This window comes from Vibrio mytili (genome assembly GCF_000830505.1).
GTDB classification, from domain to species: Bacteria; Pseudomonadota; Gammaproteobacteria; order Enterobacterales; family Vibrionaceae; genus Vibrio; species Vibrio mytili.
The window spans coordinates 17,516-43,435 of sequence record NZ_JXOK01000022.1; the positions used below are offsets into that span (position 1 = coordinate 17,516).

Below are 25,920 nucleotides of genomic sequence, written 5' to 3' on the forward strand. Positions count from 1 at the left end.
TGGAATAAAAAAGCCCCATATGGGGCTTTTGTGGGTTGCGTTATAGTTTAGTGGTCGACTGCTTGGCCTGCACCAACAGGGACACGAACGTGTTCAACCAGATCTTTGACTTCTTGTGGTGTTTCCGCAGTTACTTTCGATACTAAGAATGCCACTATGAAGTTAAATAGAGCACCAATTGCACCGAATGCGTTTGGCTCAATGCCTAGGAACCAGTTACTACCCCAGCTTTCTAAATAGGTCCAGTCAGAGACAAATAGAATGCCTTTATGCTGGAATACGTAGAACAGTGTAATACTGATACCGGCAATCATACCCGCAATTGCCCCTTCTTTATTAATGTTCTTGCTGAAGATACCCATCATCAATGCTGGGAAGATGGATGAGGCTGCCAGACCAAACGCTAGGGCCACGGTACCAGCGGCAAACCCTGGCGGGTTCAAGCCCAGATAACCTGCAGCGGCAATTGCGACTGCCATCGATATCCGACTGGCGAGCAGCTCTTTCTTCTCGGAGATATTTGGATTAATAACCCCTTTTATCAAATCATGTGATATGGCCGAGGAAATCGCCAGTAGCAGACCTGCTGCGGTAGACAATGCTGCCGCCAAACCACCTGCTGCAACAAGTGCAATAACCCAGTTTGGTAATTTAGCTATTTCTGGGTTTGCCAATACCATGATGTCGTTATCAACGCGTAGTTCGTTGGTTGCGGCATCGGAGGTGTATTGGATGTTGCCGTCACCGTTCTTATCGTCAAAGCCGAGTAGTCCGGTTGTTTCCCAGTTTTTGAACCAATCAGGACGTTCGTCATACGCTAAGTGCTGACCTGGTGCTGGGTTTACCGTATCCATTAGGTTCAGACGAGCCATCGCTGATACAGCAGGTGCAGTGGTGTAAAGAATCGCGATGAAAATCAGTGCCCAGCCTGCTGATGTACGAGCATCACGTACCTTAGGTACCGTAAAGAAACGGATGATTACGTGTGGTAGACCCGCAGTACCAATCATCAGTGACATGGTGTAGACAAACATATTAAGCGTGTCGCCACGGACTTGGGTGGTGTATTCACTAAATCCGAGTTCGGTCACCACTTGGTCAAGCCGGTCGAGCAGATAGACATCGGTTCCGGTCATAGTACTCCCTAGGCCAATTTGTGGAATAGGGTTACCAGTGAGTTGCAGAGAGATGAAGATTGCAGGGATAGTGTAAGCAAGAATGAGTACGCAATACTGAGCAATCTGCGTGTATGTAATACCTTTCATGCCGCCTAGTACTGCGTACATAAATACGATACACATACCAATCAATAGACCGGTTGAGTAATCCACTTCTAAGAAGCGACCAAATGCTACGCCCACACCTTTCATCTGACCAATAACGTAAGTCACCGATGCGATAATCAGACAGATAACTGCCACGATACGGGCTGTGTTTGAGTAGAAACGTTCGCCAACAAACTCTGGCACGGTAAATTTACCGAACTTACGTAGGTAAGGTGCAAGTAGCAGAGCAAGAAGTACATAACCACCAGTCCAACCCATCAAGAATACGGAACCACCGTAGCCCATGAAGGCAATCAGACCAGCCATAGAGATAAACGAAGCAGCAGACATCCAGTCAGCGGCGGTTGCCATACCGTTGGCAATTGGGTTCACACCACCGCCTGCGACGTAGAACTCTTTGGTCGATCCAGCACGTGCCCAAATGGCGATCCCGATGTAGAGAATAAACGTTGCACCAACCACCAAGTAGGTAATAGTTTTCAAATCCATCTGAGTGACTCCTTACTCATCGTCCACGCCGAATTCACGGTCGATTTGGCGCATCTTCCATGCGTAATAGAAAATAATACCCAGGAAGGCATAGATGGAGCCTTGTTGAGCAAACCAGAAGCCGAGTTTGTACCCGCCTAATTGAAATTGATTGAGTACATCGACAAATAGAATGCCACAGCCGAAGGACACCACGAACCAGATGACCATTAGGCCAATCATGAGCTTCACGTTTTTGTCCCAATAGGCTTTGGCTTTTTCTTCGTTTTCAAATGCCATTGCCGTCTCCTTACGATAGGTATTGTTGATAACGGTATTGTTGTTAAAAAAATGTTTCAACATGTACATTAGCAAGGTGTTGGCAAGAACTCTTTTCAACTTTAGTCGGGGCTTTAAAGTGACAAAATGCTCGTATATTGGTTGGTTAGGTGATAATTGAGGTTATTTGTTGATGTTAAAAAGGTGTTAAATTAGCCAAAAGTCTAAGATGAAATGATATTTCGTGTGATTTATTGTGGTTGGCGTCCCCTTTTTTTCAGCTGAGAACCACGTTGATAGCGATAAACTTTTCGGATCATTGCGTGTTTTGATGCACAATAGCCCTGAAACTAACGAGTTTTCAATTGAATGAGGGTAGGGATGGACGCAAACACTATTAACAGTTTTTTTCTTATCGGTGCACTGTTGATTGCACTGAGCGTGCTTTTAAGTCCTGTGTCTTCTAAGCTCGGAATCCCGATTTTGCTCGTCTTTCTAGTAGTAGGAATGCTCGCTGGAGAGGATGGATTGGGCGGCATTCTGTTTGATAACTATTCCGTTGCTTATCTGGTCAGTAACCTTGCTTTAGCGATCATTCTTCTTGATGGGGGGATGCGTACCCGAGCAGCCAGTTTCCGGGTTGCGCTCTGGCCTTCCGTTTTATTGGCGACCTTAGGCGTAGCCATAACCACTATTTTAACCGGTTTGATGGCGAGCTGGTTATTTGACCTCGATCTGCTGCAAGGCATTCTTGTCGGAGCCATCGTCGGATCGACCGATGCTGCGGCGGTATTCTCCTTACTAAAGGGGCGCAGTTTGAATGAGCGTGTTGGGTCGACACTGGAGATAGAATCAGGCACTAATGATCCCATGGCTGTTTTTCTAACCGTGACTTTGATTGCGATTTTATCGAGTCAGGGAACAACGCTGAGCGCAGGCTTTTTGGCATTGAGCTTTGCGAAACAATTTGGCATTGGTGCATTGTTGGGGTTTGCTGGTGGCTGGGTATTATGGAAAATCATCAACCGTAATCAACTGCCGGATGGCCTGTACTCGATTTTGACCGTCAGTGGGGGATTACTGATTTTTGCTCTCTCCAACAAATTAGGGGGAAGCGGGATCCTGTCCATTTATTTAGTGGGCCTGCTGTTAGGCAACCGTCCAACACGCAGTCGCCACTCTATCCTCCACGTCCTCGATGGCATGACGTGGTTAGCACAAATTGGTATGTTCCTCGTTTTGGGGCTGCTTGTGACTCCGTCCAATTTACTGTCTATTGCGCTGCCTGCCTTGGCGCTTGCTTTCGGGATGATTCTGTTTGCGCGTCCTCTCTCCGTTTGGATAGGTCTATTGCCGTTTAGAAGTTTTACTGCGCGTGAAAAGTGGTTTGTTTCGTGGGTGGGGTTACGCGGTGCGGTGCCAATTATTTTAGCCGTATTTCCGATGATGGCGGGTCTGCCAGATGCGCAACTGTACTTCAACTTAGCCTTCTTCGTGGTCATGGTGTCATTGATTGTCCAAGGTGGCACACTGACCAAAGCAATGTCTCTCGCGAAAGTGGAACTACCTTCTAAACCTGAGCCCATTTCTCGTATTGGGGTGGAGGTGTATCCAACCAGTGAGTGGGAACTGTTTATCTATAAGTTGAAAGCCGATAAGTGGTGTATTGGCGAACCGATCCGCAGTTTATCTATGCCTGAAGGAACCCGTATTGCCGCGGTATTCCGTCATCAGGAGCTCTTGCATCCTTCTGGTAGTACCAAGCTTAAAGAGGACGATACCCTTTGTGTGTTTGCGCAAGAGAAAGATTTGAATGCGTTGAGCCTACTGTTTAGTGAAGCGCCAGAAAAAGCGTCACTGAGCCGATTCTTTGGTGATTTCTTTTTGGATATCGAAGCCAAGTTGTCCGATGTTGCGATGATGTATGGTCTTGATTTGGGAGATAATGGACTCGATAAAACACTCAAAAGCTTGGTGGAAGAGCAGTTGGGCTCGACGCCAGTCTTAGGGGACCAATTCGAATGGCAAGGTCTGCACTGGATCATTGCAGACGTAGTCGATCAACAAGTCACCAAGTAGGGTTACGCCTACCGAGTGAGAAAGAAACCGCGGATGAAGAAAACTAAGCTTTAGCTGTTCATTTCAGTCAACATAATGACCGCTTGGGTGCGGTTTTTGACGCCTAACTTGCGGAAAATTGCGGTCATATGGGCTTTGATGGTGGCTTCTGAAACATTGAGTTCATAAGCGATCTGTTTGTTCAGCAAGCCATCGGACAACATGCCTAATACTTTATATTGCTGTGGGGTGAGTGTTGCAATCTTCTCGGCGAGATCATGACAAGCCGCGTTATTAGTTATTAGCCCTTCGGGGAAGTAGGGATCACCGCTAAGCACCTGATTGATCGCATTAACGAGCTCACGCATGTCACTGGACTTCGGAATAAAGCCAAACGCACCATGGCTTTTTACTTGGGTCACGATGGCGGGCTCTTCGCTAGCTGACACCACCACGACGGGTAAATCAGGATACTCAGCACGTAAGTGAATTAAACCTGACATGCCGTTCGCCCCTGGCATCTTGAGATCCAACAACACCAAATCTGGCTCTTCTTCTCTTTCTAGTAAGGCAAGTAGGGCATCAAGTGAATCGCTTCAAGAAGGTTAGCACCACTGACCGCCATATGAACGGATTGGAATAGCGCATTGCGAAAAAGGGGATGATCATCTGCGATGATGATGGTGTAGGTCGAATCCATGACGTTAAACACTTTTGACTATTTCGTTAAATTTATTATTGTCCAGCTTTGCGGTAACGAACAATATTTATTCGCTAAAAGTCTGAACCAAATCGACTTTTATTAGTGATATTGCATATAGTTGATAGGTTCTAGATCAGAAGTGTGCAGTCGATAACGCCAGTGATACGTGATCTCGTCACTGGCGTTTGAATATTAGAACTGGTTAATGTGCTCTAAAAAAGGTTCCGCCTGCATAAAGCCTGTGATGCGTGCGTTTGAAATATGCTCACCGTTACTATTCCAAAATTCGATGGTCGGCAAGCCAAGCACACTCATGCGTTTCAGTAGTTCGATGTCTTGTGGTTCACTTTTTGTCACGTCCGCTTGCAGTAACACAAAGTTTTGCAGTTTCGCCTCTACATCTGGCTGGTGGAAGGTATACTTTTCGAACTCTTTACATGCCACACACCAGTCGGCATAAAAGTCGAGCATGACTGGTTTGCCCGCTTGTTTTGCGAGGGCTAATTGCTGTTCTAGCTCAGAGACGTTTGCAATACGCGTAAAGCTGATTGTCACCGATTGCGATTGGGTTTCGCCGTGACCAAACCAGTCGTTCAGCATGGGCTGAGCGGAAGTCAACAAACCAAGTACCGCAATGATTCCCACCGCACTTTGTTTCCAGCCGCCAAACTCCAGAGTGTTTTTGACATGATATAGCCAACCAAAGGCAGCGATACCCAGAACAGACCAAAGTGTCGTTGACCATATTTCTGGTAAAAGTCGCTCAAGCAAGAAGATTGGCGCCGCGAGTAAAATGAAACCAAACAAGGTCTTAACGCGGTCCATCCATCCACCTGCTTTTGGCAGTAGCTTATTACCAAACACGGCGACTAAAATGAGTGGAATTCCCATCCCCATCGCCAGCGCATACAAAGCAATACCACCAGTAAGCAGATCGCCACTCTGCGCGACATATAACAGGGCACCAGAAAGCGGTGCAGTGGTACATGGAGAACAGACCAGTCCCGAAATTGCACCCATCGCGAAAACACCAGCGCTACTACCGCCTTGCTGTTTATTACTGAGATTGTTCAGCCAAGTTTGTAAGTTTGCGGGCAGTTGCAATGAGTATAAACCAAACATCGACATCGCCAACGCAACGAACATGACACTCAAACCAATCAGAACATAAGGGTGCTGCATGGCCGCTTGAAACTGCATTCCTGCAGACGCAACAACGAGCCCTAATAAGGTGTATGTCAGAGCCATACCTTGTACGTAGACAAGAGACAAGCCGAGCGCACGGCGTTGACTTAATTTTCCGCTGCCCAGCACGATGCTGGTGAGAATAGGATACATTGGTAGAACGCAGGGGGTGAATGCCAGACCAATCCCCAAAGCGAGGAACAGCAATGGTGTCCACCAGTTATCGGCTAAGTTGGCAGCCAGACTGTCTTGTTCTGTGACTGGAACCGAGGTGCGTTTTGAGGATAGTGCACTTTGATTTGATTGTTCGGGACTGCGAGGTTCTGCGTTTGGTTGTGCCGCGCTTGTTGTCGTAGAAGCCGCCTTGACTGCGTTACTATCATTGACTGCGTTACTATCATTTTGAGAGGCGGAAAACGCACTGATTGAGATCTCGCGGGTTTCCGGCGGATAACAGAACCCTGCTTTTGCACACCCTTGGTATTGGACCAATAGACGTGCTCCTTGTTGATAGTTTGACAGCGATACTTCGACAAAAAGGGGGTCTGTATAGATGTTTACCTCACCAAAAAACTCATCGGTATAGGGTTCCCCATCGCGCATCGTGATGTCATCAACTGTAACATGCTCCCCAGTGATAGAAATACGTTCTTGATAGAGGTAGTAGTCAGGTTTCACTTGCCAGTCGATCAGTACACGATTGCCCTGTTGGAAGGAGTTCAACGGGAATGCTTCATCAACCGGAACAAATCGGTCTTTGCTGTCAAAGTTCAACGCGGAATTCGTATTGCCAAAAAGGGCGAACGCCGGCATAGAGATAATGGAAAAACAGAGGATTATGAAGGTAAAGACAAAGCGCATAAAAGACATCACTTGAGTTAATTTTTTTCATCTTAACTCATAAAGACAGAAGAAAGGGGCAAGAAGTTTCGGTGACGTTAAAAAATAATCGATGTTATGAATGATGTGAACCACCGATAAGCGGAGAAACAGAAAAACGTCTCCGCTTATGTTGGAGCTAAGAGTGACCGCTGCATCTAGATGGGCTGTGAGTATCAGGCGAAGCCCAGGCGTGCTTTTACTACTCGTTCACAAGCGTCAATATGGTTGATATCTTTTGGGATCACCAGCACGGTATCATTGCCGCCAACGGTGCCTAAGATTTCTTGGTGTGGGTCAATATCCACCAGACGAGCGACCAACTGCGCGCTGCCCGGATGAGTTTTTACCACTACCATTGCTTGGTTATGGGTTATAAACTCAATTTGTGATGAAATCGATGACTCGACTCGCACTGGCGCTGTCTCTACGGTAATGCAATACACTTTTTTACCACAGGCATTTTGTACCTTTACGACGCCCAACTGGGACAGCAAACGAGAAACCGTGGATTGACTAATGCCTTTAAAGCCTATATCGACCAGCGCTTCGCGCAGCGAGTTTTGGGTAGAAAAGCTTTGCTGTTGCAGCAACTGCTTACAAGCATCAGTTAGCTTTTTGTCTTCTGCGTAATCTACTGTAGTTGGGGCTAGAGTTTCACTCATTGGAACTCCTTAACTTGACGTAACAACAAATCGTCCATGCAACTAAGGCATACAATCTTCCATTATCTGCCTGTTCTACCTCTACAACGTTTTCCCTATTCACCATGGTGCATTAACGAGGGGCATCGCTTGTTTGGCTTTTATTATGAAAAATGAGTCTATCACCAAAAATATCGTCATTTTGTGGTCAAGGTAAAATTGCTGAATAAATCTCTTGTCCGATATCTTATTTTGGTTATGTACTGTTTTTTTGAAGTTAAATTGAAGTTTTGTCCGTAAAGTGTGGTTTATTATTCTTATTGTTGAGATGGGCATTATCTCGCAAATGAGAAGAAATGCCCATTTGATACGCGCTTTATAGTGTTGAGAAAATCTTAGCGAACTTCTGCCATGATCTCGCGTGAGAATACCTTTTCACAGTAATGGCATTTAAGGTGCACATTGTCCTGTTTTTGCTGCACTTTAAACTTACTTTCAACTGGCTCGCCGTGCGAAATACAGTTACTGTTCGGGCACACAAACACACTTTCAATGAACTCAGGCAAAGTGAGATTGAGTTTACTAACGACTTTATACTCTTCGATTTGGTTCACGGTTGCTTTCGGAGCATAAAGTGCCAGTTGGTTTGCTTGCTCTTTCGTCAGATAAATGTTCTCTATCTTTATCAGATCTTTTGCGTCCAGTGCAGATGACGGCAAGTTCAGCCCAATTGTGATGCGTTGGTTGGATTTATGCATTTTAAACAGTTTTAAGATCTTAATCCCGATGTTGGCAGGGATATGGTCAATCACAGAACCGTTGCGAATCGCTTCTACTTGTAGTTGAGTTTCTTTTACCATGATATCTCTCCTGCGAATTAAATGGTTTGGTTAAGAACAAGTGCGAGTAAGGCTTCGCGAGCGTATACGCCGTTTTCGGCTTGCTCGAAGTAGTAAGCGTGTTTGGTCTTATCAACATCGGTGGTGATCTCATCAACACGAGGAAGAGGGTGCAATACTTTCATATTGTCACGAGCGCCTTTCAGTGTGTCGGCAGTTAGGATGAACGCGGATTTAATGTGGGCGTACTCCGATTCGTCAAAACGTTCTTTTTGAACACGCGTCATATAGAGAATGTCGAGTTCTGGAGCGACTTCTTCAATGTTGCTGTGCATACTGAACGTGATTCCCGCGTCTTCCAGTTCTTCACAAATGTAATCAGGCATCGCCAGAGCATCAGGTGCGATAAAGAAGAAACGTACATTGTCGAATTTTGCTAACGCTTGTGTCAGGGAGTGCACGGTTCGGCCGTATTTTAAATCGCCGACAAATGCTACGTTGAGGTTGTCCAACGTGCCTTGCGTTTCGTAAATAGAAAACAGGTCAAGCAACGTTTGTGTTGGGTGTTGGTTCGCGCCGTCGCCGCCGTTGACTATAGGGACGCCGTTGGAAAACTCAGACGCCAATCGAGCCGCCCCTTCTTGAGGATGACGCATCACAAACGCATCCACGTATGATGAAATCACTTGTACTGAGTCAGCCAGTGTTTCCCCTTTTTTCGCCAGTGATGTATTACCACCATTATCAAAACCGATCACCGTGCCGCCTAAACGCTGAACCGCCGTTTCGAAGGAAAGGCGTGTACGTGTCGATGGTTCAAAAAAGCAGCTTGCGACGACTTTGTTTTTTAGCAGTTCAGGGTTTGGTTCGGCTTTTAATCGTGCTGCTGTATCAACGATAAGCTCAAGTTCTTCACGGCTGAGCTCTGGGATGGAAATTATGTGCTTGTTAAATAACGAATGCGCCATGATGGTGTTTCCTCGTCGTAAATGACAGACAAAAAAAAGCCCCCTAAAAATAGGAGGCTTCCAAAAAGATGGTTGGAGAAAATGAAACAGCGAACGTCCCTGAGCCAGGGTGCGAAAAATATTCGCGATGCATAGTCAATGACAATTTCATTTTGCTCTCCAAAGATAAATTGCGAAGGATTATACGGACAAAATAACGCCTTGCAAGGGTTTGTTCAAAGTATCCAAAAAATGGATTTTTATGCGAAGATGGCGTTTTTTGTCTTCTTTTTTGCGGACGTTGTAAACACTTGGCTGGTGGCGATACCGCGGCCGTTTGGGATGCTTTTGGATGAAAAAAATGCGGGTTTTATTCAGAGAGTTTCGAGGATCTCTCTTCCTGCAACCCGCATTCCCTGCAGAACCTATCGCGAGGTTTTCATTGCTCACTCAGAGTTCGAATGTCAGATTCGATTAGTCTCCTAGTGTCGCTACCATGATTGCTTTGATGGTGTGCATGCGGTTTTCTGCTTCATCGAAGACGATAGAGTGTTTAGACTCGACCACTTCATCCGTCACTTCGACACCATCTTTTAGTTGTGGGTATTCTTGTGCAAGTTGCTTACCAACCGTAGTGTCTTCACCATGGAAAGCAGGTAGACAATGCATGAATTTTACATGCGGGTTACCGGTTGCTTTTAGCATGTCCATGTTGACTTGGTAAGGCATCATCAGGTTGATACGCTCTGCCCATGCTTCTTTTGCTTCGCCCATGGATACCCAAACATCGGTGTAAAGGTAGTCACAACCTTGAATGCCTTCTTGCACGTCTTCGGTCAGGGTGATTTTTGCACCGGTTTCTTCGGCAATATCCAGACATTGTGCGACAAGAGACTCTTCTGGCCAGAAGGATTTTGGCGCAACAAGGCGAATGTCCATGCCCATTTTCGCAGCTCCCACCATGAGTGAGTTACCCATATTGTTGCGTGCATCACCTAGGTAAGCGAACTTCATTTCATGCAGTTGTTTACCACGGCCGTGCTCCATCATAGTAAGGAAATCCGCCAAGATTTGCGTTGGGTGGAATTCATCAGTTAGACCGTTCCAAACAGGCACGCCAGCGTATGCGCCAAGCTCTTCAACGATCTCTTGACCAAAACCTCGATACTCAATGCCATCGTACATGCGACCTAGAACGCGAGCGGTGTCTTTCATTGACTCTTTGTGACCAATTTGAGAGCCTGATGGGCCTAAGTAAGAAACTTGAGCACCTTGGTCAAACGCGGCAACTTCAAATGCGCAGCGAGTACGAGTTGAGGTTTTCTCGAAAATCAGAGCAATGTTTTTGCCTTTTAGGCGAGGTTGCTCATAACCATTGTATTTCGCTTTTTTCAGTTCCACTGAAAGATCAAGCAAGTGTTGAATTTCACGTGGAGTAAAGTCTAATAGTTTTAGGAAGTTGCGGTTACGTAGATTGAAAGCCATGATGTTTTCCTTCTTATCGTTTAGCGCTTTCCTGAGTGCAGGGTAAACTGATTTCAAAGTAAATCAGCAAGAAAGCGCATGAAATTAGTCAGTGATTTGGTTTGGTTATGTCCGTTATCAGGCATAACCTGAATATTGATGTTCGTCTTTAAGCTTGCTGTTCGCTTCTAAGCTTGTTGTTAGTCTTTAAGGATGTTGGTGCCTGCTGTGCCGCGTAGGATCTGCAAGCCGTCTTCTAGAGAGCCAATGCCAACCACTTTTCCACCTTGTTTGATGAACTCGCATGACGCTTCGATTTTTGGTCCCATCGAACCTTCGTCAAATTGGTATTGTGCGAGCTCCGACGGCGTTGTACTGCGCAGTGCATGTTGAGTCGGTTGACCCCAGTCTAAGTAAACCGCATCCGCGTCTGTCAGGATAAGCAGTGCTTCGGCATCGATTTGTTTGGCTAGGAACGCCGCTGACATGTCTTTGTCGATCACGGCTTCTACACCCACTAGCTTGCCATTTTCACGCTTGACGGGAATGCCGCCACCGCCCGTACAAATCACCAAGTGACCTTCGTCGATGAGCTTAGTGATGGCTTCATGCTCGATGATGCCTGTTGGTTGTGGACTAGGCACAACGCGACGGAAGTGCTTGCCATCTGGTTTAATGACCCAATGGTATTTTTCAGCCATTTCACGTGCTTCTGCTTCTTCGTACACCGGACCAATGGGTTTGGTTGGGTCGATAAATGCAGGGTCTTTTGGATCGACCGTCATTTGTGTCAGCATGCAAGTCACGTTGACATTCGGTAACTGGTTTTTGAACTCTTGCATTAGCATGTAACCGATCATGCCTTGCGTTTCGCTACCTAGAACGTCCAATGGGTATGGTGCGACTTTTTTGTACTCTAAACCTTGCAAGGCAAGAAGGCCGACTTGTGGACCGTTACCGTGAACCAAAACCACGTTGTACTCTTGTGCGATCTCGGAAATGGTTTTGACAGCAACTTCAATATTTTGGCGTTGAACGTCCGCTTCTAATGGCTGACCGCGACGAAGTAGGGCATTTCCACCAAGTGCTACGACTACTGTTTGTTTTTTCATTATTCTTATCTCTCAGCTGGGAGGCAGAAGTCTCAGGCACTTCTGCCTCTGTTCGTCACAATTTAGATACCATCACGTTCAATTGGGCAGCTCATACAGCGCGCACCACCACGACCACGACCAAGCTCATCACCAGGAATTGGCAGTACCGTAATACCGGCTTTGTCGTATTTTTCGTTGGTGTACGTGTTACCTTCATAACCGATAACGACACCTGGTTTTACAGTGAGAACGTTGTTGGCATCATTCCACTGCTCACGCTCGGCATGGAAGTTATCACCACCGGTTGTGATGAGGTTGAGCTGGTCGACGCCTAGTGCTTTTTCGATTGCGTGAACAAAGTAGCCTTCTTCTTTTACGTTGACCGCGCCAGAGTTATCACCAGTTAGGCTCCAGCATTTCACGTCTTTACGCACCACTTCAGGGTAAACCGAGAAGGTATCTTCACGCATGTGAGTCATTACGGTATCCAAGTGCATGCATGAGCGGTGTTTTGGTAGCTCCATGGCAATCACTTGTTTTGCTTGACCATGTTTGAATAGGTTCGATGCTAGATGTTCCACACCTTGAGCCGTCGTACGTTCAGACATACCGATAAGCACCGCGCCTTTACCAATAACCAGTACATCGCCGCCTTCAATGGTGGAGTTGTCGTAGTTAATGTTTTCGTCATTGCCAAAGTACTTGACGAAGTCTTGGCCTGCGAAAGTTGGGTGCCAGCGGTAGATGGCGCGAACGTGGTTGGTTTCACGTTGACGAGCGGGTTTCGCCATTGGGTTGATAGACACGCCACCGTAAACCCAGCAAGAAGTATCACGTGTAAATAGGTGGTTAGGGAGCGGCTCAATAATGAAGTCGCATGGTGAGTGCATGCCTTGCATCATTGAAGAGGATTGCATTGGCATTTCGCCAAATGCAAGACCACCGGTTAGGATTTTGGCTAACTCAAGATTTGGTAAATCGCCTAAGTAGCAACGCACGTCATTGGCGAACGTTTTGCCTAAACGATATTCCGAAACTTGAGTATTCAGCAGCCAATCTTTTGCTTCTGGAACCGCAAGCGTATCAGCTAGCAAATCTGTGAGAAGCAGCACTTCGACACCTTGGTCACGTAGAGTTTGAGTGAACACGTCGTGTTCTTTACCTGCACGCTCTACCGCAAGCACGTCATCAAAGAGTAATTCGTGACAGTTTGAAGGAGTTAGGTGAGTGAGAGCGCGTCTTGGACGATGAACGAGAACGCGACGTAATTGACCGATTTCAGAACCTACATATAAGTTACTCATGATCATATCTCTCTATATTTTTCTATTAGTTTTAAAATAAACTAATAATTAATTTTAAGGGAACAGGAGGTGAATTAAATAAGTTAATTCGTTTCGTTGAAATTAATATTACGCCTATTTAGAGAGGAAACTCTGAGGTCAGTCACACTTCATTTTTTATGCTCAAAGCCAGTGTTTTCAAGGGTTTTAACAATATCTATTCACTTGTTGATCTCTTGTGAATTTTCTAAAAATCTGAATATTTGGGAATATTATTCAGAAAATAGACTTATGTTATGGATAAAGTGAAACTAGCAGGAAGTCTATGCATTGTAATTATATTGATATGAAGGTCAAATAGTTGGACTTATGCATTCGTATTATCTAGATAATTTATTTTACACCTCGATTTAATAAATCAATAACAAAGTTTTTGATAATAAATGAAACTTGGATCACATTATTTACCATTGTTTGAATTAAAAAAAAAGATGAACGATTTAACATGTTTTTGTACTAAAGTGTCTTAAATTTAATAATTGTTTGTTCAGGAACTTGGTGTTGATTGTATACTCAAGTAACTTCCCGTTATTTATCTCAACCTGAACTCGTTGATACAGAACTGAATCCTGCACCTTGAGATCACTTGAGTATATTGTCAGTATTTAAAAGGTTTTTATTATCAATAGAAAAATGTGTTTTGGATTAAGTTAATAGCAAAATGAACTTAGGATGTTTATTTATTCAACCGACTTACCTCTCTGCTGATAACCTCTAGGGGCGACTCTGAATCATCAGTTAGAGTCCTCAAATAGTGAGCATTGGCGATTGCTCTAGTGGGAGAATCTAAGGCGGTTGGTATTGCTGTGGAGATAGGTATTGAAGCGTCAAAATTGATCGACAATGACAGCAAAATAAAAAAGCCGCACAAGGCGGCTTTTGAAAGGAAAGGGTGTACGGTGACAAATATTACAGTAGAGCACCTACGCTGAGTACAGCGACACAGAACAGTAATAGAATGCCAAGTAATGGTGCGACCCATTTTACGTAGCGTACATAAGGAACCCGTGCGATAGCGAGACCACCCATGACCACGGCAGACGTTGGTGTCACTAAGTTAACCAACCCAGAAGCGGATTGATACGCGGTGACAACAAGGTCACGACCAACACCAGCAAAGTCAGCTAGAGGCGCCATGATTGGCATGGTCAATACCGCTAAACCGGAGCTTGAAGGGACTAGGAATGACAGTAAAACCTCAAGTAAAAACATAACGTTAATGAATATTATTGAGGATAGTCCTGTCACCATTTGCTCAGCGGAAAACAGAATGGTATCGGTGATCATACCGCGATCCATCACCACTACGATACCTCGCGCGATACCAATGATCAGGGCGACGCCAAGTAGGTCGCGAGCACCATCAATAAAGCTTGAAGTAAACTCTTCTTCACTCATTCGAGCCACGAAACCAATGATAATAGTTGATGCTAAGAACATGGCAGAGATCTCCGCCATCCACCAGCCCGCTACGGAGACACCGTAAATCATCACACCGAAAGAAGCGGCAAAGATAGCTAAAATCAGCTTGCGAGTCCCTGTGAACTCAAGCTTTTCACCCGTTTGGTTGCCCAAAAAGTGCGCTTTGTTTTCTTCGTATTTGTCGTAAACGATAGATTTAGTTTGGTCTTTGCGCACCATGCGAGCATAACGCATCACATAAGCTACACAGATAACCCAGCCAATAAGCAGAGCCACAACACGTAACACGATACCATCAGTGAATGGAATCCCCGCTGCGTTTGCCGCAATGACGGTAGCAAATGGGTTGATAGTTGAGCCTAGAGTACCGATACCGGCACCAAGCAATACTGTTGCTGCTGCGACTAATGGGTCAAAGCGCGCTGCCATCATCACAGGGACAAGTAAGGTGTAGAATGGGAGAGATTCTTCCGCCATACCATAAACCGTCCCCCCTGCGGCAAAGAGGGCCATTAGGATCGGAATCATCATTTCCTCACGCCCTTCCAATCGATGGGTAACTCGCTCGATACCCGCATCAATCGCTCCTGTTTTGGTGACCAAGCCAAGGAAGCCGCCAATCACTAGGATAAACAAGGAAACGTCGATAGCGGCTGCTTCGTAACTGTTGTGGTCATAGAAACCGTCGATAGGTGCAAGCAGTACATCAACAATGCCTTGAGGATTGCCTTCAACAGAGTGGTAAGTACCCGTAACAGGGACCTCGCGGCCTAAGTCTGGGTTCATTTCACGATCGTATTGACCCGCAGGAACAATCCATGTCAATAACGCAACCATTGCGATAAGAATGAATAAAATGGTGTAAGCAGATGGAAACTTAAAATTGGCAAAGAAGCCGCTTTTCTTTTCTTCATGAGGTACAGTTTGTGCAGTCATAGTGCTCTCCTTACTTTTATTTATTCATTAATAAATAAAAGTTAATCAGGGACTAATAATATTAATTAAGTTATTGGATTAAATTGAGTGTTTTATTTGTTTTTGTTTCTGTTATTTATCTCTATTTTAAATTTATAAACAACATCGGACTTTGGGGATCTTCACAAAATGAGTGGACTTATTATTGGTGATGAATATGTCGGAATAGCGTCGAGGTTATTTGGTTGGTAATAGCGGATTTCTATGCTTTTCTTATTTTTGAGTGTTAACCAGTAACGGCTCTTACTTATCATTTGAATAAAATCATGGAATTTTATTCATTCCGCTCGATTTTAATGCAAGATTGATTTTCTAACTTAATATTGATGTAAATCAAAAACGTGTTTTTAGTTTTCTTGAGCAAATAAAAAAAGAGAGCCTAAGCTCTCTTCTCGTAGACATGCCATTGCCATATTTAGTGGATCAATACTCCACCAAATGCGAAGCCGAGTGCCACGGCAGAAGTAATGGTCGCAACTCCTGGTAAGAAGAACGGGTGATTAAATACATACTTACCAATACGTGTTGAACCAGTATCGTCCATTTCGACTGCGGCCAACAGCGTTGGGTAGGTTGGTAATACGAACAAAGCGCTGACAGCAGCAAAAGATGCCACCGCGGTCAGTGGCGCTACGCCAATCGCTAAAGCGGCGGGCATTAATGCAACGGTTGTCGCACCTTGAGAGTAAAGCAGCATTGATGCAAAGAACAGCACCATTGCCAGCATCCAAGGGTAGTCAGCCAGTAGTGCTCCAGCCATCTCTTTGATGCCGTCAACGTGTGCGTTTACAAACGTTGAGCCTAACCAGGCAACTCCCAGTACACACACACAAGCCGTCATACCTGAACGGAATGTGGCAGCGCTAGGAATTTTGTCAGCATCAATCTTACAGCTCATGACGATTGCCGCCGCCGCCGCCAGCATCACGGTCATGATCGCTTCATTTCGGCCGAGAGCTGGGTTCTCAATCAGTCCTACCGAACCAGAAATCGCCGCTGCGTAACACACCACAAAGGCAATCGCGCCCAAGAAGATAAAGGTTGCTTTTTTCGCGGTTGGCAGGATATCACGTTGCTTATCGGTATTTAGCTTAATCAATCCTTTTTCTAAACGCTGTTGGTATTCCGGATCGTCTTTTAACTCTTTGCCCATAAAGTTCGCCACAAATGCGCCGACCATACAAGCAATAAAGGTGGTTGGGATACACACTGCCAGTAAGGTTAAATAATCTACTCCAAATGGCGCCAGCATGGCAGCAAAGGCAACCACAGCTGCTGAAATTGGCGATGCTGTAATCGCAATTTGTGATGCCACAACAGCGATAGACAATGGACGTGAAGGACGAACACCTTGGCCCTTTGCCACCTCAGCAATGACGGGCAAAGTGGAAAATGCAGTATGTCCGGTGCCTGCCATTAATGTCATGAAGAAGGTCACGATAGGAGCGTAAAAAGTGATGCGCTCAGGGTGCTTACGTAAAAAGTTTTCCGCGACTTGTACCATCCAGTCCAATCCTCCAGCGACCTGCATTGCTGCAATCGCGGTGATCACGGACATGATGATCAAAATCACATCAACTGGAATGTAAGTTTGGCTTGTGGGTACTCCTAATACTAAAGATAGGGCGATGACACCTGCGCCACCAGCGAGACCAATACCGATGCCACCGATTCTTGCTCCCAAGTAAATGAAGAGCAGAACAACAAATAGTTCGACGACCACCATGATTATTACCTCTTTTGATTATTTATAGATATATGATTATTTTTATATACAGCCATAGAAATATGAGCCGACAATTTGAAGCTCAAAAGGAATGTTTTAATTGAAAAAGGGGCCAAATGGCCCCTTGTTAAGCAAGTTGGTTATTCGTAACGTTTTGCTTTATAGGTTGGATGCATGAAGTTTTCTACGGACAAGATTTCGTCGAGCTCTTCAGCGGTCAGCAAACCACGTTCGAGAACAACTTCACGTACGCTCTTACCTGTTTCAGCACACACTTTACCCACGATGTCACCCTCGTGATGACCAATGTATGGATTAAGGTAAGTAACGATACCGATAGAGTTGTAAACGTAGTTCTCACAAACTTCTTTGTTTACTGTGATGCCATCAATACACTTATCACGCAGATTGACACACGCATTTTGCAGTAAAGAGATGGACTCGAATATGCTTTGCGCAATCACCGGTTCCATCACGTTTAGCTGGAGCTGACCGCCTTCTGCCGCGAATGATACCGTGTTGTCGTTACCTAGCACTTTGAAGCACACTTGGTTGACGACTTCAGGGATTACTGGGTTAACTTTTGCCGGCATGATTGATGAGCCAGCTTGCATCTCTGGTAGGTTCAATTCGTTGAGGCCAGCACGTGGGCCAGAAGAAAGTAAACGTAGGTCGTTACAGATTTTCGACAATTTCACCGCAAGGCGTTTTAACGCACCGTGTGTCATCACGTAGGCACCACAGTCAGAAGTGGCTTCGATGAGATCTTCAGCTGCGACCACATCCAGACCCGTAACCTCAGCAAGATGTTTTACAGAAAGCGCTTGGTACCCCGTTGGTGTATTCAGACCAGTACCGATTGCAGTTGCGCCCAAGTTGATCTCTAGTAGCAGTTTCGATGTGTACTCTAGGGCACGAATTTCTTCATTTAATGTCACCGCCCAAGCGTGGAACTCTTGTCCCACGGTCATTGGAACTGCGTCTTGTAGCTGGGTACGACCCATTTTTAATACATCTTTGAATTCAACGGCTTTGAGCTCAAAAGCGCCTTTCAGATACTCAATGGCTTCAATGAGCTTACTTACACTGTTGTATACCGCGATACGGAAACCCGTTGGGTATGCACAGTTCGTAGATTGGCTTTTATTAACGTGGTCATTTGGGTTAATGAATTCGTACTGGCCTTTCTCTTTGCCCATTAGTTCAAGGGCAAGGTTGGCAATGACTTCATTGGTATTCATATTTACCGAAGTGCCTGCACCACCTTGGAATACGTCAGATGGGAACTGATCCATGCATTTGCCAGTATTTAGGATGACATCACACGCTTGGATGATGTAGTTCGCCACATCTTTGGGAATAGCGCCTAACTCTTTGTTTGCCAAAGCGGCTGCTTTTTTTGTCATGATCATACCGCGAACAAATTCCGGTACGTCTGAGATGGTGACATTTGATATGTTAAAGTTTTCGATTGCGCGCAGAGTATGAATACCGTAGTACGCATCGGCCGGGACATGACGTTGACCTAATAGATCTTCTTCAATACGAGTGGCTGGGGCGACGGCCTTTGGTGCATCAGAGAGGGTAGCCATAGTAGGATCCTTAGATGATAGTTCTAATATAAATTCGTTTATTAGCCACTTCTGTATTTAAGAATCCATTCATCAGAATTTGGGGCTGGAAAATCCGTCCTGACTTAAGCGCTAATCATACTTCACCCTATTTTTAAAAACAGTAACTAGCTCACCTTTTTCACTTTTATTTCGTCAAGAGTTTGCAAAGTGTGAATAGGTTATGAATAGGCGCATGGGTGCATGCTCTAATGAGGTACTTGTCATGCCATCAATGTTTTATTTTTGAGAAAATTCATCGGTCGGTCGAGTCATAAAATGAGACGTGTTTGAATGAAGAAAGGGAGGTTGAACACGACTTTTTACAACGATTCGTTTGAGCTTAGTGAGCGTTTACCATTACACTGAAATTAAACAAAGGAGGGCGTGTGTTTCCTATCTTATTATTGGCGTTTATCTTCGTTCCGATCATTGAAATCGGCTTATTTATCCAGGTGGGTGGTTTTTTAGGCCTATGGACGACCATTGCTCTGGTGCTGGTGACAGCTGTGGTAGGGGCATCTTTGGTGCGTAGCCAAGGTATTCAAACGTTGCTTTCCGTTCAGGGGCGTCTGGAAAAAGGTGAGATCCCGGCTCAGCAGATTTTTGAGGGGGTTATGCTGGCGGTCGCTGGTGTGCTACTGCTTACTCCAGGATTTATGACAGACGCGCTGGGTATGCTGGTGCTATTACCTGCGCCACGTGCGGCCATTGCTAAATATTTAATGAGTAAAATGGTGGTAAAAACGGTTCAAGGTGGTGGCTTTCACGGCGGGTTTTCTAATCAAGGACCGTTTGAGGAGGATCCATTTCGTCGCGGTCCGTTTAACTCGGACTCTGATAATGGCAATACGTTCGAAGGAGAATACGAGCGTAAAGATAAAGATAAAGATAAAGACAACGATGACCACAATAAGCTGCATTGAGGGCTATTCAGTGGTTTCGGTTTAACGAAAAAGAGCGCAAAAGCGCTCTTTTTATATTCCAGGGGCTGTTTTTCGCGGTTAACCACAACGGGCTGATGCACTACACCGCGCCGTCAAAACCCATTTGACGCCACGCTTCAAAAGCGATGATGGCGACGGCATTCGATAGGTTTAGACTACGCGCATCTGGCATCATTGGAATGCGAATCCGTTGCTCCATTGGCAGACTATCAATGAGCTCAGCGGGCAAGCCTCGCGTTTCTGGCCCAAACAATAGCACATCGCCAGCTTGATATTGTGCGTCCACATGGTGACCTGTCGTCTTGGTGGTGCAAGCAAACAGACGGTAGTGACCTTGTTTCTCTTTTTCCAAATACTCTACAAATGCCTGAAAATCTTTATGACGTGTCACTCGAGCTAAATCATGGTAGTCCAGTCCTGCACGGCGAACTTTCTTCTCTTCCAAATCAAAACCTAATGGCTCAATAAGATGAAGATTGGCACCGCAGTTGGCGCACAGTCGAATGATGTTGCCGGTATTCGGCGCAATTTCTGGTTCGTATAAAGCGATATCAAACATGGTATTGAAATAGAGTTGGTCAAAAGATAGGGGCAGTATATACCCAAGTGGATCCACTTGGGTATAAAAGAGGGGTTAAGTATTTAACAGACCCTTGGTGTAAGCACGCGAGCATAGTCTTCTTCAACGGTGCGCCAGTTCACGGTGTCAACCAGGCGTCGATATACTCAGGTCGACACTTTTGATAACTGATGTAGTAAGCGTGCTCCCACACATCGAATGCAAGGCTGAGTTTACTGCGGATCTCTTCTATTAATACTGAGAACCATTTTAAAGGGTGTTTTTGTCGGATTATTTGCCTGCTTTGACTAGTGGTAGAGCAATCGCGATGCGCAGTCCACCTAACGGGCTTCGGCTGGCTTTGATGGTGCCACTATGCTGACGGACGGCACTTTCGGTGATTGTTAACCCTAGCCCGGCACCACCAGAGTGTCGATCACGTGCGGTGGAGACTCGGTAAAATGGGCGGAATATCGCTTCCAGTTCACTATCTGGAACTCCTTCGCCATTATCGTCGACCGTGATGTATAAGGTGTTGCCTTGTGTTTTGATCGCCACTTCCACTTCATCCTTGCCATAATAAATAGCATTACGAATGATGTTTTCGACTGCGCTCATGAGCAATTTGGGATTACCCGAAATGCTGCCCTTGGGCAGAGTGGAATAGCGCAATTGTTTACCCATCTGTTCCGCTTCAAATTGGCTGTCTTTAATGATCTCTTCCCACAGGCTTTGAATTGGCTGGGTTTCTCGAGTCATATGGCTATTGGCTTGCATTCGAGAGAGTGCAAGCAGTTCACTGATCATTTGTTCAAGTCGTTGTGATTCTGTATCAATTCGTGCGAGTTCAGGACTTTCGCCTTGCTTACGTGTGGCTAAGGCGCTCGCCATCCTTAAGCGTGTCAGTGGAGAGCGTAACTCATGAGAAATGTCGGAAAGCAGACGCTGCTGACCGGAAATGATCTGATTCACCGCTTCGACCATTTGGTTAAAGCTGCTACCTGCTTGACGAAACTCTGTCGTGCCTTTTTCCAAATTGGGGTCGGTTACAAATTCTCCCTTGGCGACACGCTGAGCGGCCGCTTCTAGCCGACGAGCAGGCAGGCTTAATGCCCAAGCTAACCATAACAGTAATGGTGTACTGACCAACATCACAGCTAGCAACAACTGCACGGGGTGATCGAAAAGTTGCAATAGAAAAGGGGGCGGTTGGTTCCATTTAAATCCGACGTACATCAAGATGTCGGTACCAGCTAAGGTAATAGGTACTGGGCCTGCAATCATGTACCGACCATAGAGCTTTTGTTTTGGTTGTTGATTATCTTCGATGATAGAGACAAAGTTTTGCATCGCCCTAAGGTGGAAATTTTTACGATTGTCCGTGGTTAACACTTTGCCATCATAATCAGAAAAAAATATCCGTGGACGCGGGTCGTGTTTGTGTTCTCGGCGCCCTTCGATACTCAACAAAATGTGTTCAAGGTTGGTCTGTTGCTGGTACTCTTTTTGAACGTCATCACGCAGTTGAAGAATACGTTGGTAAGGCCCATCCGGAATGTTGTGCGCTTTACGTGGGTCCAAATGGGGCAAAGATAATACCGCGATCAGCACCAGTAGCATGGTGAACCAAAAAATGGCAAAAATACGTCCGTACAAGGTGTTGACGTTGGGCAGTTTAAAACGAGACAGGGGCATTAGTCCTCCTCAAGCAGCATGTAGCCGCGTCCGCGTAAGGTTTTGATGCGCGGCTTTCCATTCTTTTGATCGGGGAGCTTTTTACGTAAATTCGAAACATGCATATCGATAGCGCGATCAAACGCCGCTAACCGCTTGCCAAGCACATCTAAACTCAGAGTTTCTTTGGTGAGTATTTGGCCCGGATGTTGGACAAAATGCGCCAACAAAGCGAACTCTGTTGCGGTTAGGTCGAGCAGTTCTTGATCGCAGTACGCCTCTTGTTTACCCGGGTAGAGGTGCAGCTCTTGGTACTCAATACAGTCGCTGGTTTTGCTGTCTTTACCGGTTGTGTTGGTACGACGCAAGATAGCTCGAATACGGGCGAGTAATTCACGGTCACTGAAAGGCTTGGGTAAGTAATCATCGGCGCCCAGCTCTAAGCCAATCACGCGGTCGATCTCTTCCCCCTTAGCGGTGAGCATTAATACTGGTGTTTCCCAATGTTCACGCAAGCGTTTTAGCGTTTCCATCCCGTTCAGTTTGGGCATCATGACATCCAGTAAAATCAAGTCAATATCGCTATTCAGTACCGCTAAACCGGCCTCGCCATCATTGGCTTCACTGACTTGGAACCCTTCGAAGCTCAGCACTTCTTTAAGTAAACTGGTTAGCTCTACATCGTCATCAATCAAAAGAATATGTGCCATTAGGGGACCCTGTCATCATTTATCTACTGACCTTATATTACCTTGGAATTGAGGGCAGCGAAGCGTGCCAATCTCACTCTTTACGATTCTTTACGCTGCCTATACGCCACTTTACCTAACAAGTCTTATTCTAAACTCAAGCACTGGGAGAACAGCCCAGAAGCAAGCCTAACTTGTGTAAGGAATGAATTATGAAATCGACCAAGAAACTTCTATTAGCTGCCGTTGTTCTACCACTTACTTTGGGTACTGCAAGTGTATTTGCCTACGGCGGTAAAGATCACCATAAAGGCCCACGTGACGAGTGTGGCCCAGGTATGGAGCGTGGCATTATGCGTCAGTTGGATTTGACGGATGCGCAAAGAGATCAGCTACAATCGCTGCGTGATACAAACCGGGCCGAGCGAAAAGGAAAAAATTCAGCAGACCGTGAAACGCGTAGAGCAGAGCGTCAGGCGTTCCATGCAAAAATGCAATCACTGTTACTAGCGGACAACTTTGATGAAGCACAAGCGACTGCTTTGGCAAAAGAAATGGTAGAAAAACAGACTGAACATCGAGTCAGAATGTTGGAAAAAAGACATCAAATGCTTAGCGTTCTGACTCCGGAACAAAAAGCAGAATTTGTTAAACTGCAAAATGAGCGTAGGCAAGAATGCGGTGAGAAAATGCAAAAACGTATGGAAAAACGTCAAGCGAACTAGCGATATAAGCGATGACGTGAATAGGTAAGATTGAGAGGCAGCTTGTTAGGCTGCCTTTTTTTGATCTGGTTATTTCATACTCATTCTCTCGTTTACAAGGTATACTCGAAACATGGTTTAAGTTAACTCTTTGATTATGAAACACCAATATACGCGATTAGTCACGACAGCCGCATGGATGGCGACGATTGTGGCGACATTACTCCTGATTGTGAAAGTCATTGTTTGGTGGCTAACAGGATCGGTCAGTCTACTGGCTTCCCTCATTGACTCAATGCTTGATATAGCAGCCTCTGTGGTCAATTTGTTTGTGGTTCGTTATGCATTACAACCTGCGGATAGGGAGCATACTTTTGGTCATGGTAAGGCCGAATCATTGGCCGCCCTTGCTCAAGCCATGTTCATCTCCGGCTCCGCTGTCTTTTTGATCCTCAATGGGGTCGATCGTTTTTTCCGACCTCATGAATTGCAGGCTCCGGAGTTAGGCGTTTATGTCTCTTTGTTCGCGATGATCTTGACCTTTGGTCTGGTGCTGTTCCAAAAACACGTGGTACGTGTGACCGGAAGCCAGGCCATTGCTGCAGACTCTTTGCATTATCAAACCGATCTGTATATGAATGCCGCGATTATGGTTGCACTCGGTCTGAGCTATTTTGGGGTCAAGCAGGCCGATGCCGTGTTTGCGATTGGTATCGGAATCTTTATTCTTTTTAGCGCATATAAAATGGTGCGTAAGGCAACTCAGACCTTACTTGATAGAAAGCTACCCGATACCGAGTTAGAGCAAATTCGTACTGAGTGCTTGAGCGTAGAGGGCGTGCTTGGCGTACACCAGTTGCGCACAAGAATGTCAGGACCGACCCGCTTTATTCAGCTGCACTTGGAGTTGGATGATAACTTACGTTTAATTGAAGCACATCGGATTGCTGATAAAGTCGAAGATAGTTTATTAGCATTATTTCCGGAAGCGGACATACTGATTCATCAGGATCCATTTTCGGTGATATTAGGTCCAGAGAGAGAGCAGAAAGTCCAAGATTGGTAAATGTTAACGAATGCAGCCTGGTGGGTGAAAATCCGCTATTGATTGGCTATCTTGGTATCTATTGACTATCTTTCCATCAATGCTTTATAAGAATCGTGATACTGATGTGAATCAACGAAGTTGTTGAGATAACCTGTAATATCCCACATATTCTCGCAGGACCAAGCATCGAGACGTTGCTTGGCTATCAAAGTTACAAAAGTAGAAAAGTTACATAAATATGTGCGTTTTCATTGGTATTCCTACAGAGGAAATGTAACATAACGCACAGTTCTGGATTATGCAGGTTGCTTGTTAACAAGGGGCCTTGAAGAAAATTATACAAATTATTGCCAAAGATCGAGGGTGAGCATGATTAAGAAGATCGGTGTTTTAACAAGTGGTGGTGATGCACCTGGTATGAACGCTGCAGTTCGTGGTGTGGTTCGCACAGCACTGTCTGAAGGATTGGAAGTTTTCGGTGTATACGATGGCTACTTAGGTCTTTACGAAGATCGTATCCAAAAGCTGGATCGTTCTAGCGTTTCGGACGTGATCAATAAAGGTGGTACTTTCCTAGGCTCTGCACGTTTCCCTGAGTTTAAAGAAGTAGCGGTGCGTGAAAAAGCGATTGAGAACTTGAAAAAACACGGTATCGATGCACTCGTTGTTATCGGTGGTGACGGTTCTTACATGGGCGCGAAGAAACTGACCGAAATGGGTTACCCATGTGTCGGCCTACCGGGTACAATCGACAACGACATTGCGGGTACGGATTACACTATCGGTTACCTAACCGCACTTAATACGGTGATTGATGCGATTGACCGCCTGCGTGATACCTCTTCATCTCACCAGCGTATTTCTATTGTTGAAATCATGGGTCGTCACTGTGGTGACCTAACACTAATGTCTGCTATCGCTGGTGGTTGTGAGTACATTATCACGCCAGAAACAGGTCTTGATAAAGAGAAGCTGATTAGCAACATCCAAGACGGCATATCAAAAGGTAAGAAGCATGCGATCATCGCTCTGACAGAACTGATGATGGATGCGAATGAACTAGCTAAAGACATTGAAGAAGCGACGGGTCGTGAAACGCGTGCTACGGTACTTGGTCACATCCAACGTGGTGGTCGTCCGACTGCGTTTGACCGTGTACTCGCTTCTCGTATGGGTAACTACGCGGTTCATCTGTTGAAAGATGGTCACGGCGGTCGTTGTGTGGGTATCATGAAAGAGCAACTGGTTCATCACGATATTATTGATGCGATTGAAAATATGAAGCGTCCAGTGCGTAACGACCTTTACAAAGTTGCAGAAGAGTTATTCTAAGCAGTCGATTCGCTTTGTATTGAACTCAATTATTGAATGCCGTTT

General features: G+C 45.5%; 19 protein-coding genes and 3 pseudogenes. 5 read left to right on the top strand and 17 right to left on the bottom strand.

Features of this window, described 5'->3' with window-relative positions; genetic code table 11:
- Positions 1 to 47: 47 nt before the first annotated feature.
- Together SU60_RS07360 and SU60_RS07365 are read right to left on the bottom strand one after the other, a co-directional pair.
- Positions 48 to 1,775 carry a sodium:solute symporter family protein gene (locus tag SU60_RS07360; RefSeq protein WP_041154952.1) on the bottom strand — a complete coding sequence of 576 codons (1,728 nt, stop codon included), beginning with the start codon at positions 1,773 to 1,775 and terminating at the stop codon, positions 48 to 50.
- 12 nt (positions 1,776 to 1,787) lie between these two features.
- Positions 1,788 to 2,054: a DUF4212 domain-containing protein gene (locus tag SU60_RS07365; protein WP_041154953.1), complete on the bottom strand. Its 267-nt coding sequence runs from the start codon at positions 2,052 to 2,054 to the stop codon at positions 1,788 to 1,790.
- Between the two features lie 360 nt (positions 2,055 to 2,414).
- Between SU60_RS07365 and SU60_RS07370 the strand changes: the two are divergent.
- Positions 2,415 to 4,159: pseudogene (locus SU60_RS07370) on the top strand (potassium/proton antiporter).
- A gap of 3 nt (positions 4,160 to 4,162) precedes the next feature.
- Here SU60_RS07370 and SU60_RS07375 read toward each other — a convergent pair.
- The 11 genes and pseudogenes from SU60_RS07375 to aspA form a co-directional block, all read right to left on the bottom strand.
- Positions 4,163 to 4,791, bottom strand: a pseudogene (locus tag SU60_RS07375) (response regulator transcription factor).
- Between the two features lie 195 nt (positions 4,792 to 4,986).
- Positions 4,987 to 6,840, bottom strand: a complete 1,854-nt coding sequence (locus tag SU60_RS07380; protein ID WP_041155027.1) for a protein-disulfide reductase DsbD — start codon at positions 6,838 to 6,840, stop codon at positions 4,987 to 4,989.
- Positions 6,841 to 7,034: 194 nt separating this feature from the next.
- Positions 7,035 to 7,523, bottom strand: coding sequence for an arginine repressor (locus SU60_RS07385; RefSeq protein WP_041154954.1), 489 nt, complete (start codon positions 7,521 to 7,523; stop codon positions 7,035 to 7,037).
- 374 nt (positions 7,524 to 7,897) lie between these two features.
- Entirely contained in the window at positions 7,898 to 8,362 is a 465-nt protein-coding gene (gene pyrI, locus SU60_RS07395; RefSeq protein WP_041154956.1) for an aspartate carbamoyltransferase regulatory subunit, read from the bottom strand.
- 17 nt (positions 8,363 to 8,379) lie between these two features.
- Positions 8,380 to 9,309 carry an aspartate carbamoyltransferase gene (gene pyrB, locus SU60_RS07400; protein ID WP_041154957.1) on the bottom strand — a complete coding sequence of 310 codons (930 nt, stop codon included), beginning with the start codon at positions 9,307 to 9,309 and terminating at the stop codon, positions 8,380 to 8,382.
- A gap of 453 nt (positions 9,310 to 9,762) precedes the next feature.
- Positions 9,763 to 10,773 (bottom strand): ornithine carbamoyltransferase, encoded by a 1,011-nt coding sequence (locus SU60_RS07410; protein ID WP_041154959.1) that lies wholly within the window; start codon positions 10,771 to 10,773, stop codon positions 9,763 to 9,765.
- 179 nt (positions 10,774 to 10,952) lie between these two features.
- Positions 10,953 to 11,864: a carbamate kinase gene (arcC, locus tag SU60_RS07415; RefSeq protein WP_041154960.1), complete on the bottom strand. Its 912-nt coding sequence runs from the start codon at positions 11,862 to 11,864 to the stop codon at positions 10,953 to 10,955.
- 62 nt (positions 11,865 to 11,926) lie between these two features.
- Complete coding sequence (gene arcA, locus SU60_RS07420; RefSeq protein WP_041155028.1) at positions 11,927 to 13,150, bottom strand: arginine deiminase; 1,224 nt, start codon at positions 13,148 to 13,150, stop codon at positions 11,927 to 11,929.
- 948 nt (positions 13,151 to 14,098) lie between these two features.
- Positions 14,099 to 15,547 carry a YfcC family protein gene (locus SU60_RS07425; protein WP_041154961.1) on the bottom strand — a complete coding sequence of 483 codons (1,449 nt, stop codon included), beginning with the start codon at positions 15,545 to 15,547 and terminating at the stop codon, positions 14,099 to 14,101.
- Positions 15,548 to 16,001: 454 nt separating this feature from the next.
- Positions 16,002 to 17,312: an anaerobic C4-dicarboxylate transporter gene (locus SU60_RS07430; RefSeq protein WP_041154962.1), complete on the bottom strand. Its 1,311-nt coding sequence runs from the start codon at positions 17,310 to 17,312 to the stop codon at positions 16,002 to 16,004.
- Positions 17,313 to 17,452: 140 nt separating this feature from the next.
- A complete protein-coding gene (aspA, locus tag SU60_RS07435; RefSeq protein ID WP_041154963.1) occupies positions 17,453 to 18,904 on the bottom strand; it encodes an aspartate ammonia-lyase in 1,452 nt (483 codons plus the stop codon).
- Between the two features lie 407 nt (positions 18,905 to 19,311).
- Between aspA and SU60_RS07440 the strand changes: the two genes are divergently transcribed.
- Positions 19,312 to 19,848 (top strand): FxsA family protein, encoded by a 537-nt coding sequence (locus SU60_RS07440; RefSeq protein WP_041154964.1) that lies wholly within the window; start codon positions 19,312 to 19,314, stop codon positions 19,846 to 19,848.
- A 100-nt stretch (positions 19,849 to 19,948) separates the two neighbouring features.
- Here SU60_RS07440 and trmL read toward each other — a convergent pair whose 3' ends face one another.
- The 4 genes and pseudogenes from trmL to SU60_RS07455 all read right to left on the bottom strand — a co-directional run bounded on the left by trmL (position 19,949) and on the right by SU60_RS07455 (position 22,812).
- Positions 19,949 to 20,428, bottom strand: a complete 480-nt coding sequence (gene trmL / locus SU60_RS07445) for a tRNA (uridine(34)/cytosine(34)/5-carboxymethylaminomethyluridine(34)-2'-O)-methyltransferase TrmL (RefSeq protein WP_041155029.1) — start codon at positions 20,426 to 20,428, stop codon at positions 19,949 to 19,951.
- Between the two features lie 83 nt (positions 20,429 to 20,511).
- Positions 20,512 to 20,654 (bottom strand): annotated as a pseudogene (locus SU60_RS21295) (Fe-Mn family superoxide dismutase); the annotation flags it as partial.
- Positions 20,655 to 20,719: 65 nt separating this feature from the next.
- Positions 20,720 to 22,123 (bottom strand): envelope stress sensor histidine kinase CpxA, encoded by a 1,404-nt coding sequence (cpxA, locus tag SU60_RS07450; protein ID WP_041154965.1) that lies wholly within the window; start codon positions 22,121 to 22,123, stop codon positions 20,720 to 20,722.
- Positions 22,123 to 22,812, bottom strand: a complete 690-nt coding sequence (locus tag SU60_RS07455; RefSeq protein WP_041154966.1) for a response regulator — start codon at positions 22,810 to 22,812, stop codon at positions 22,123 to 22,125. Before SU60_RS07455 ends, cpxA begins: the two co-directional genes overlap by 1 nt.
- A 191-nt stretch (positions 22,813 to 23,003) precedes the next feature.
- Between SU60_RS07455 and SU60_RS07460 the strand changes: the two genes are divergently transcribed.
- From SU60_RS07460 to pfkA, 3 genes are all read left to right on the top strand, one after another.
- Complete coding sequence (locus tag SU60_RS07460; protein ID WP_041154967.1) at positions 23,004 to 23,516, top strand: CpxP family protein; 513 nt, start codon at positions 23,004 to 23,006, stop codon at positions 23,514 to 23,516.
- A gap of 136 nt (positions 23,517 to 23,652) precedes the next feature.
- Complete coding sequence (gene fieF, locus SU60_RS07465; protein ID WP_041154968.1) at positions 23,653 to 24,561, top strand: CDF family cation-efflux transporter FieF; 909 nt, start codon at positions 23,653 to 23,655, stop codon at positions 24,559 to 24,561.
- A gap of 351 nt (positions 24,562 to 24,912) precedes the next feature.
- Positions 24,913 to 25,875 carry a 6-phosphofructokinase gene (pfkA, locus tag SU60_RS07470; RefSeq protein WP_041154969.1) on the top strand — a complete coding sequence of 321 codons (963 nt, stop codon included), beginning with the start codon at positions 24,913 to 24,915 and terminating at the stop codon, positions 25,873 to 25,875.
- Positions 25,876 to 25,920: the final 45 nt, after the last annotated feature.

Excerpts from the sequence above, each read along its gene's own strand:
- SU60_RS07360 (WP_041154952.1), bottom strand. The coding sequence starts at position 1,775 with ATGGATTTGAAAACTATTACCTACTTGGTGGTTGGTGCAACGTTTATT.
- SU60_RS07365 (WP_041154953.1), bottom strand. The coding sequence starts at position 2,054 with ATGGCATTTGAAAACGAAGAAAAAGCCAAAGCCTATTGGGACAAAAAC.
- SU60_RS07380 (WP_041155027.1), bottom strand. The coding sequence starts at position 6,840 with ATGCGCTTTGTCTTTACCTTCATAATCCTCTGTTTTTCCATTATCTCT.
- SU60_RS07385 (WP_041154954.1), bottom strand. The coding sequence starts at position 7,523 with ATGAGTGAAACTCTAGCCCCAACTACAGTAGATTACGCAGAAGACAAA.
- pyrI (WP_041154956.1), bottom strand. The coding sequence starts at position 8,362 with ATGGTAAAAGAAACTCAACTACAAGTAGAAGCGATTCGCAACGGTTCT.
- pyrB (WP_041154957.1), bottom strand. The coding sequence starts at position 9,309 with ATGGCGCATTCGTTATTTAACAAGCACATAATTTCCATCCCAGAGCTC.
- SU60_RS07410 (WP_041154959.1), bottom strand. The coding sequence starts at position 10,773 with ATGGCTTTCAATCTACGTAACCGCAACTTCCTAAAACTATTAGACTTT.
- arcC (WP_041154960.1), bottom strand. The coding sequence starts at position 11,864 with ATGAAAAAACAAACAGTAGTCGTAGCACTTGGTGGAAATGCCCTACTT.
- arcA (WP_041155028.1), bottom strand. The coding sequence starts at position 13,150 with ATGAGTAACTTATATGTAGGTTCTGAAATCGGTCAATTACGTCGCGTT.
- SU60_RS07425 (WP_041154961.1), bottom strand. The coding sequence starts at position 15,547 with ATGACTGCACAAACTGTACCTCATGAAGAAAAGAAAAGCGGCTTCTTT.
- SU60_RS07430 (WP_041154962.1), bottom strand. The coding sequence starts at position 17,312 with ATGGTGGTCGTCGAACTATTTGTTGTTCTGCTCTTCATTTACTTGGGA.
- aspA (WP_041154963.1), bottom strand. The coding sequence starts at position 18,904 with ATGGCTACCCTCTCTGATGCACCAAAGGCCGTCGCCCCAGCCACTCGT.
- trmL (WP_041155029.1), bottom strand. The coding sequence starts at position 20,428 with ATGTTTGATATCGCTTTATACGAACCAGAAATTGCGCCGAATACCGGC.
- cpxA (WP_041154965.1), bottom strand. The coding sequence starts at position 22,123 with ATGCCCCTGTCTCGTTTTAAACTGCCCAACGTCAACACCTTGTACGGA.
- SU60_RS07455 (WP_041154966.1), bottom strand. The coding sequence starts at position 22,812 with ATGGCACATATTCTTTTGATTGATGACGATGTAGAGCTAACCAGTTTA.
- SU60_RS07460 (WP_041154967.1), top strand. The coding sequence starts at position 23,004 with ATGAAATCGACCAAGAAACTTCTATTAGCTGCCGTTGTTCTACCACTT.
- fieF (WP_041154968.1), top strand. The coding sequence starts at position 23,653 with ATGAAACACCAATATACGCGATTAGTCACGACAGCCGCATGGATGGCG.
- pfkA (WP_041154969.1), top strand. The coding sequence starts at position 24,913 with ATGATTAAGAAGATCGGTGTTTTAACAAGTGGTGGTGATGCACCTGGT.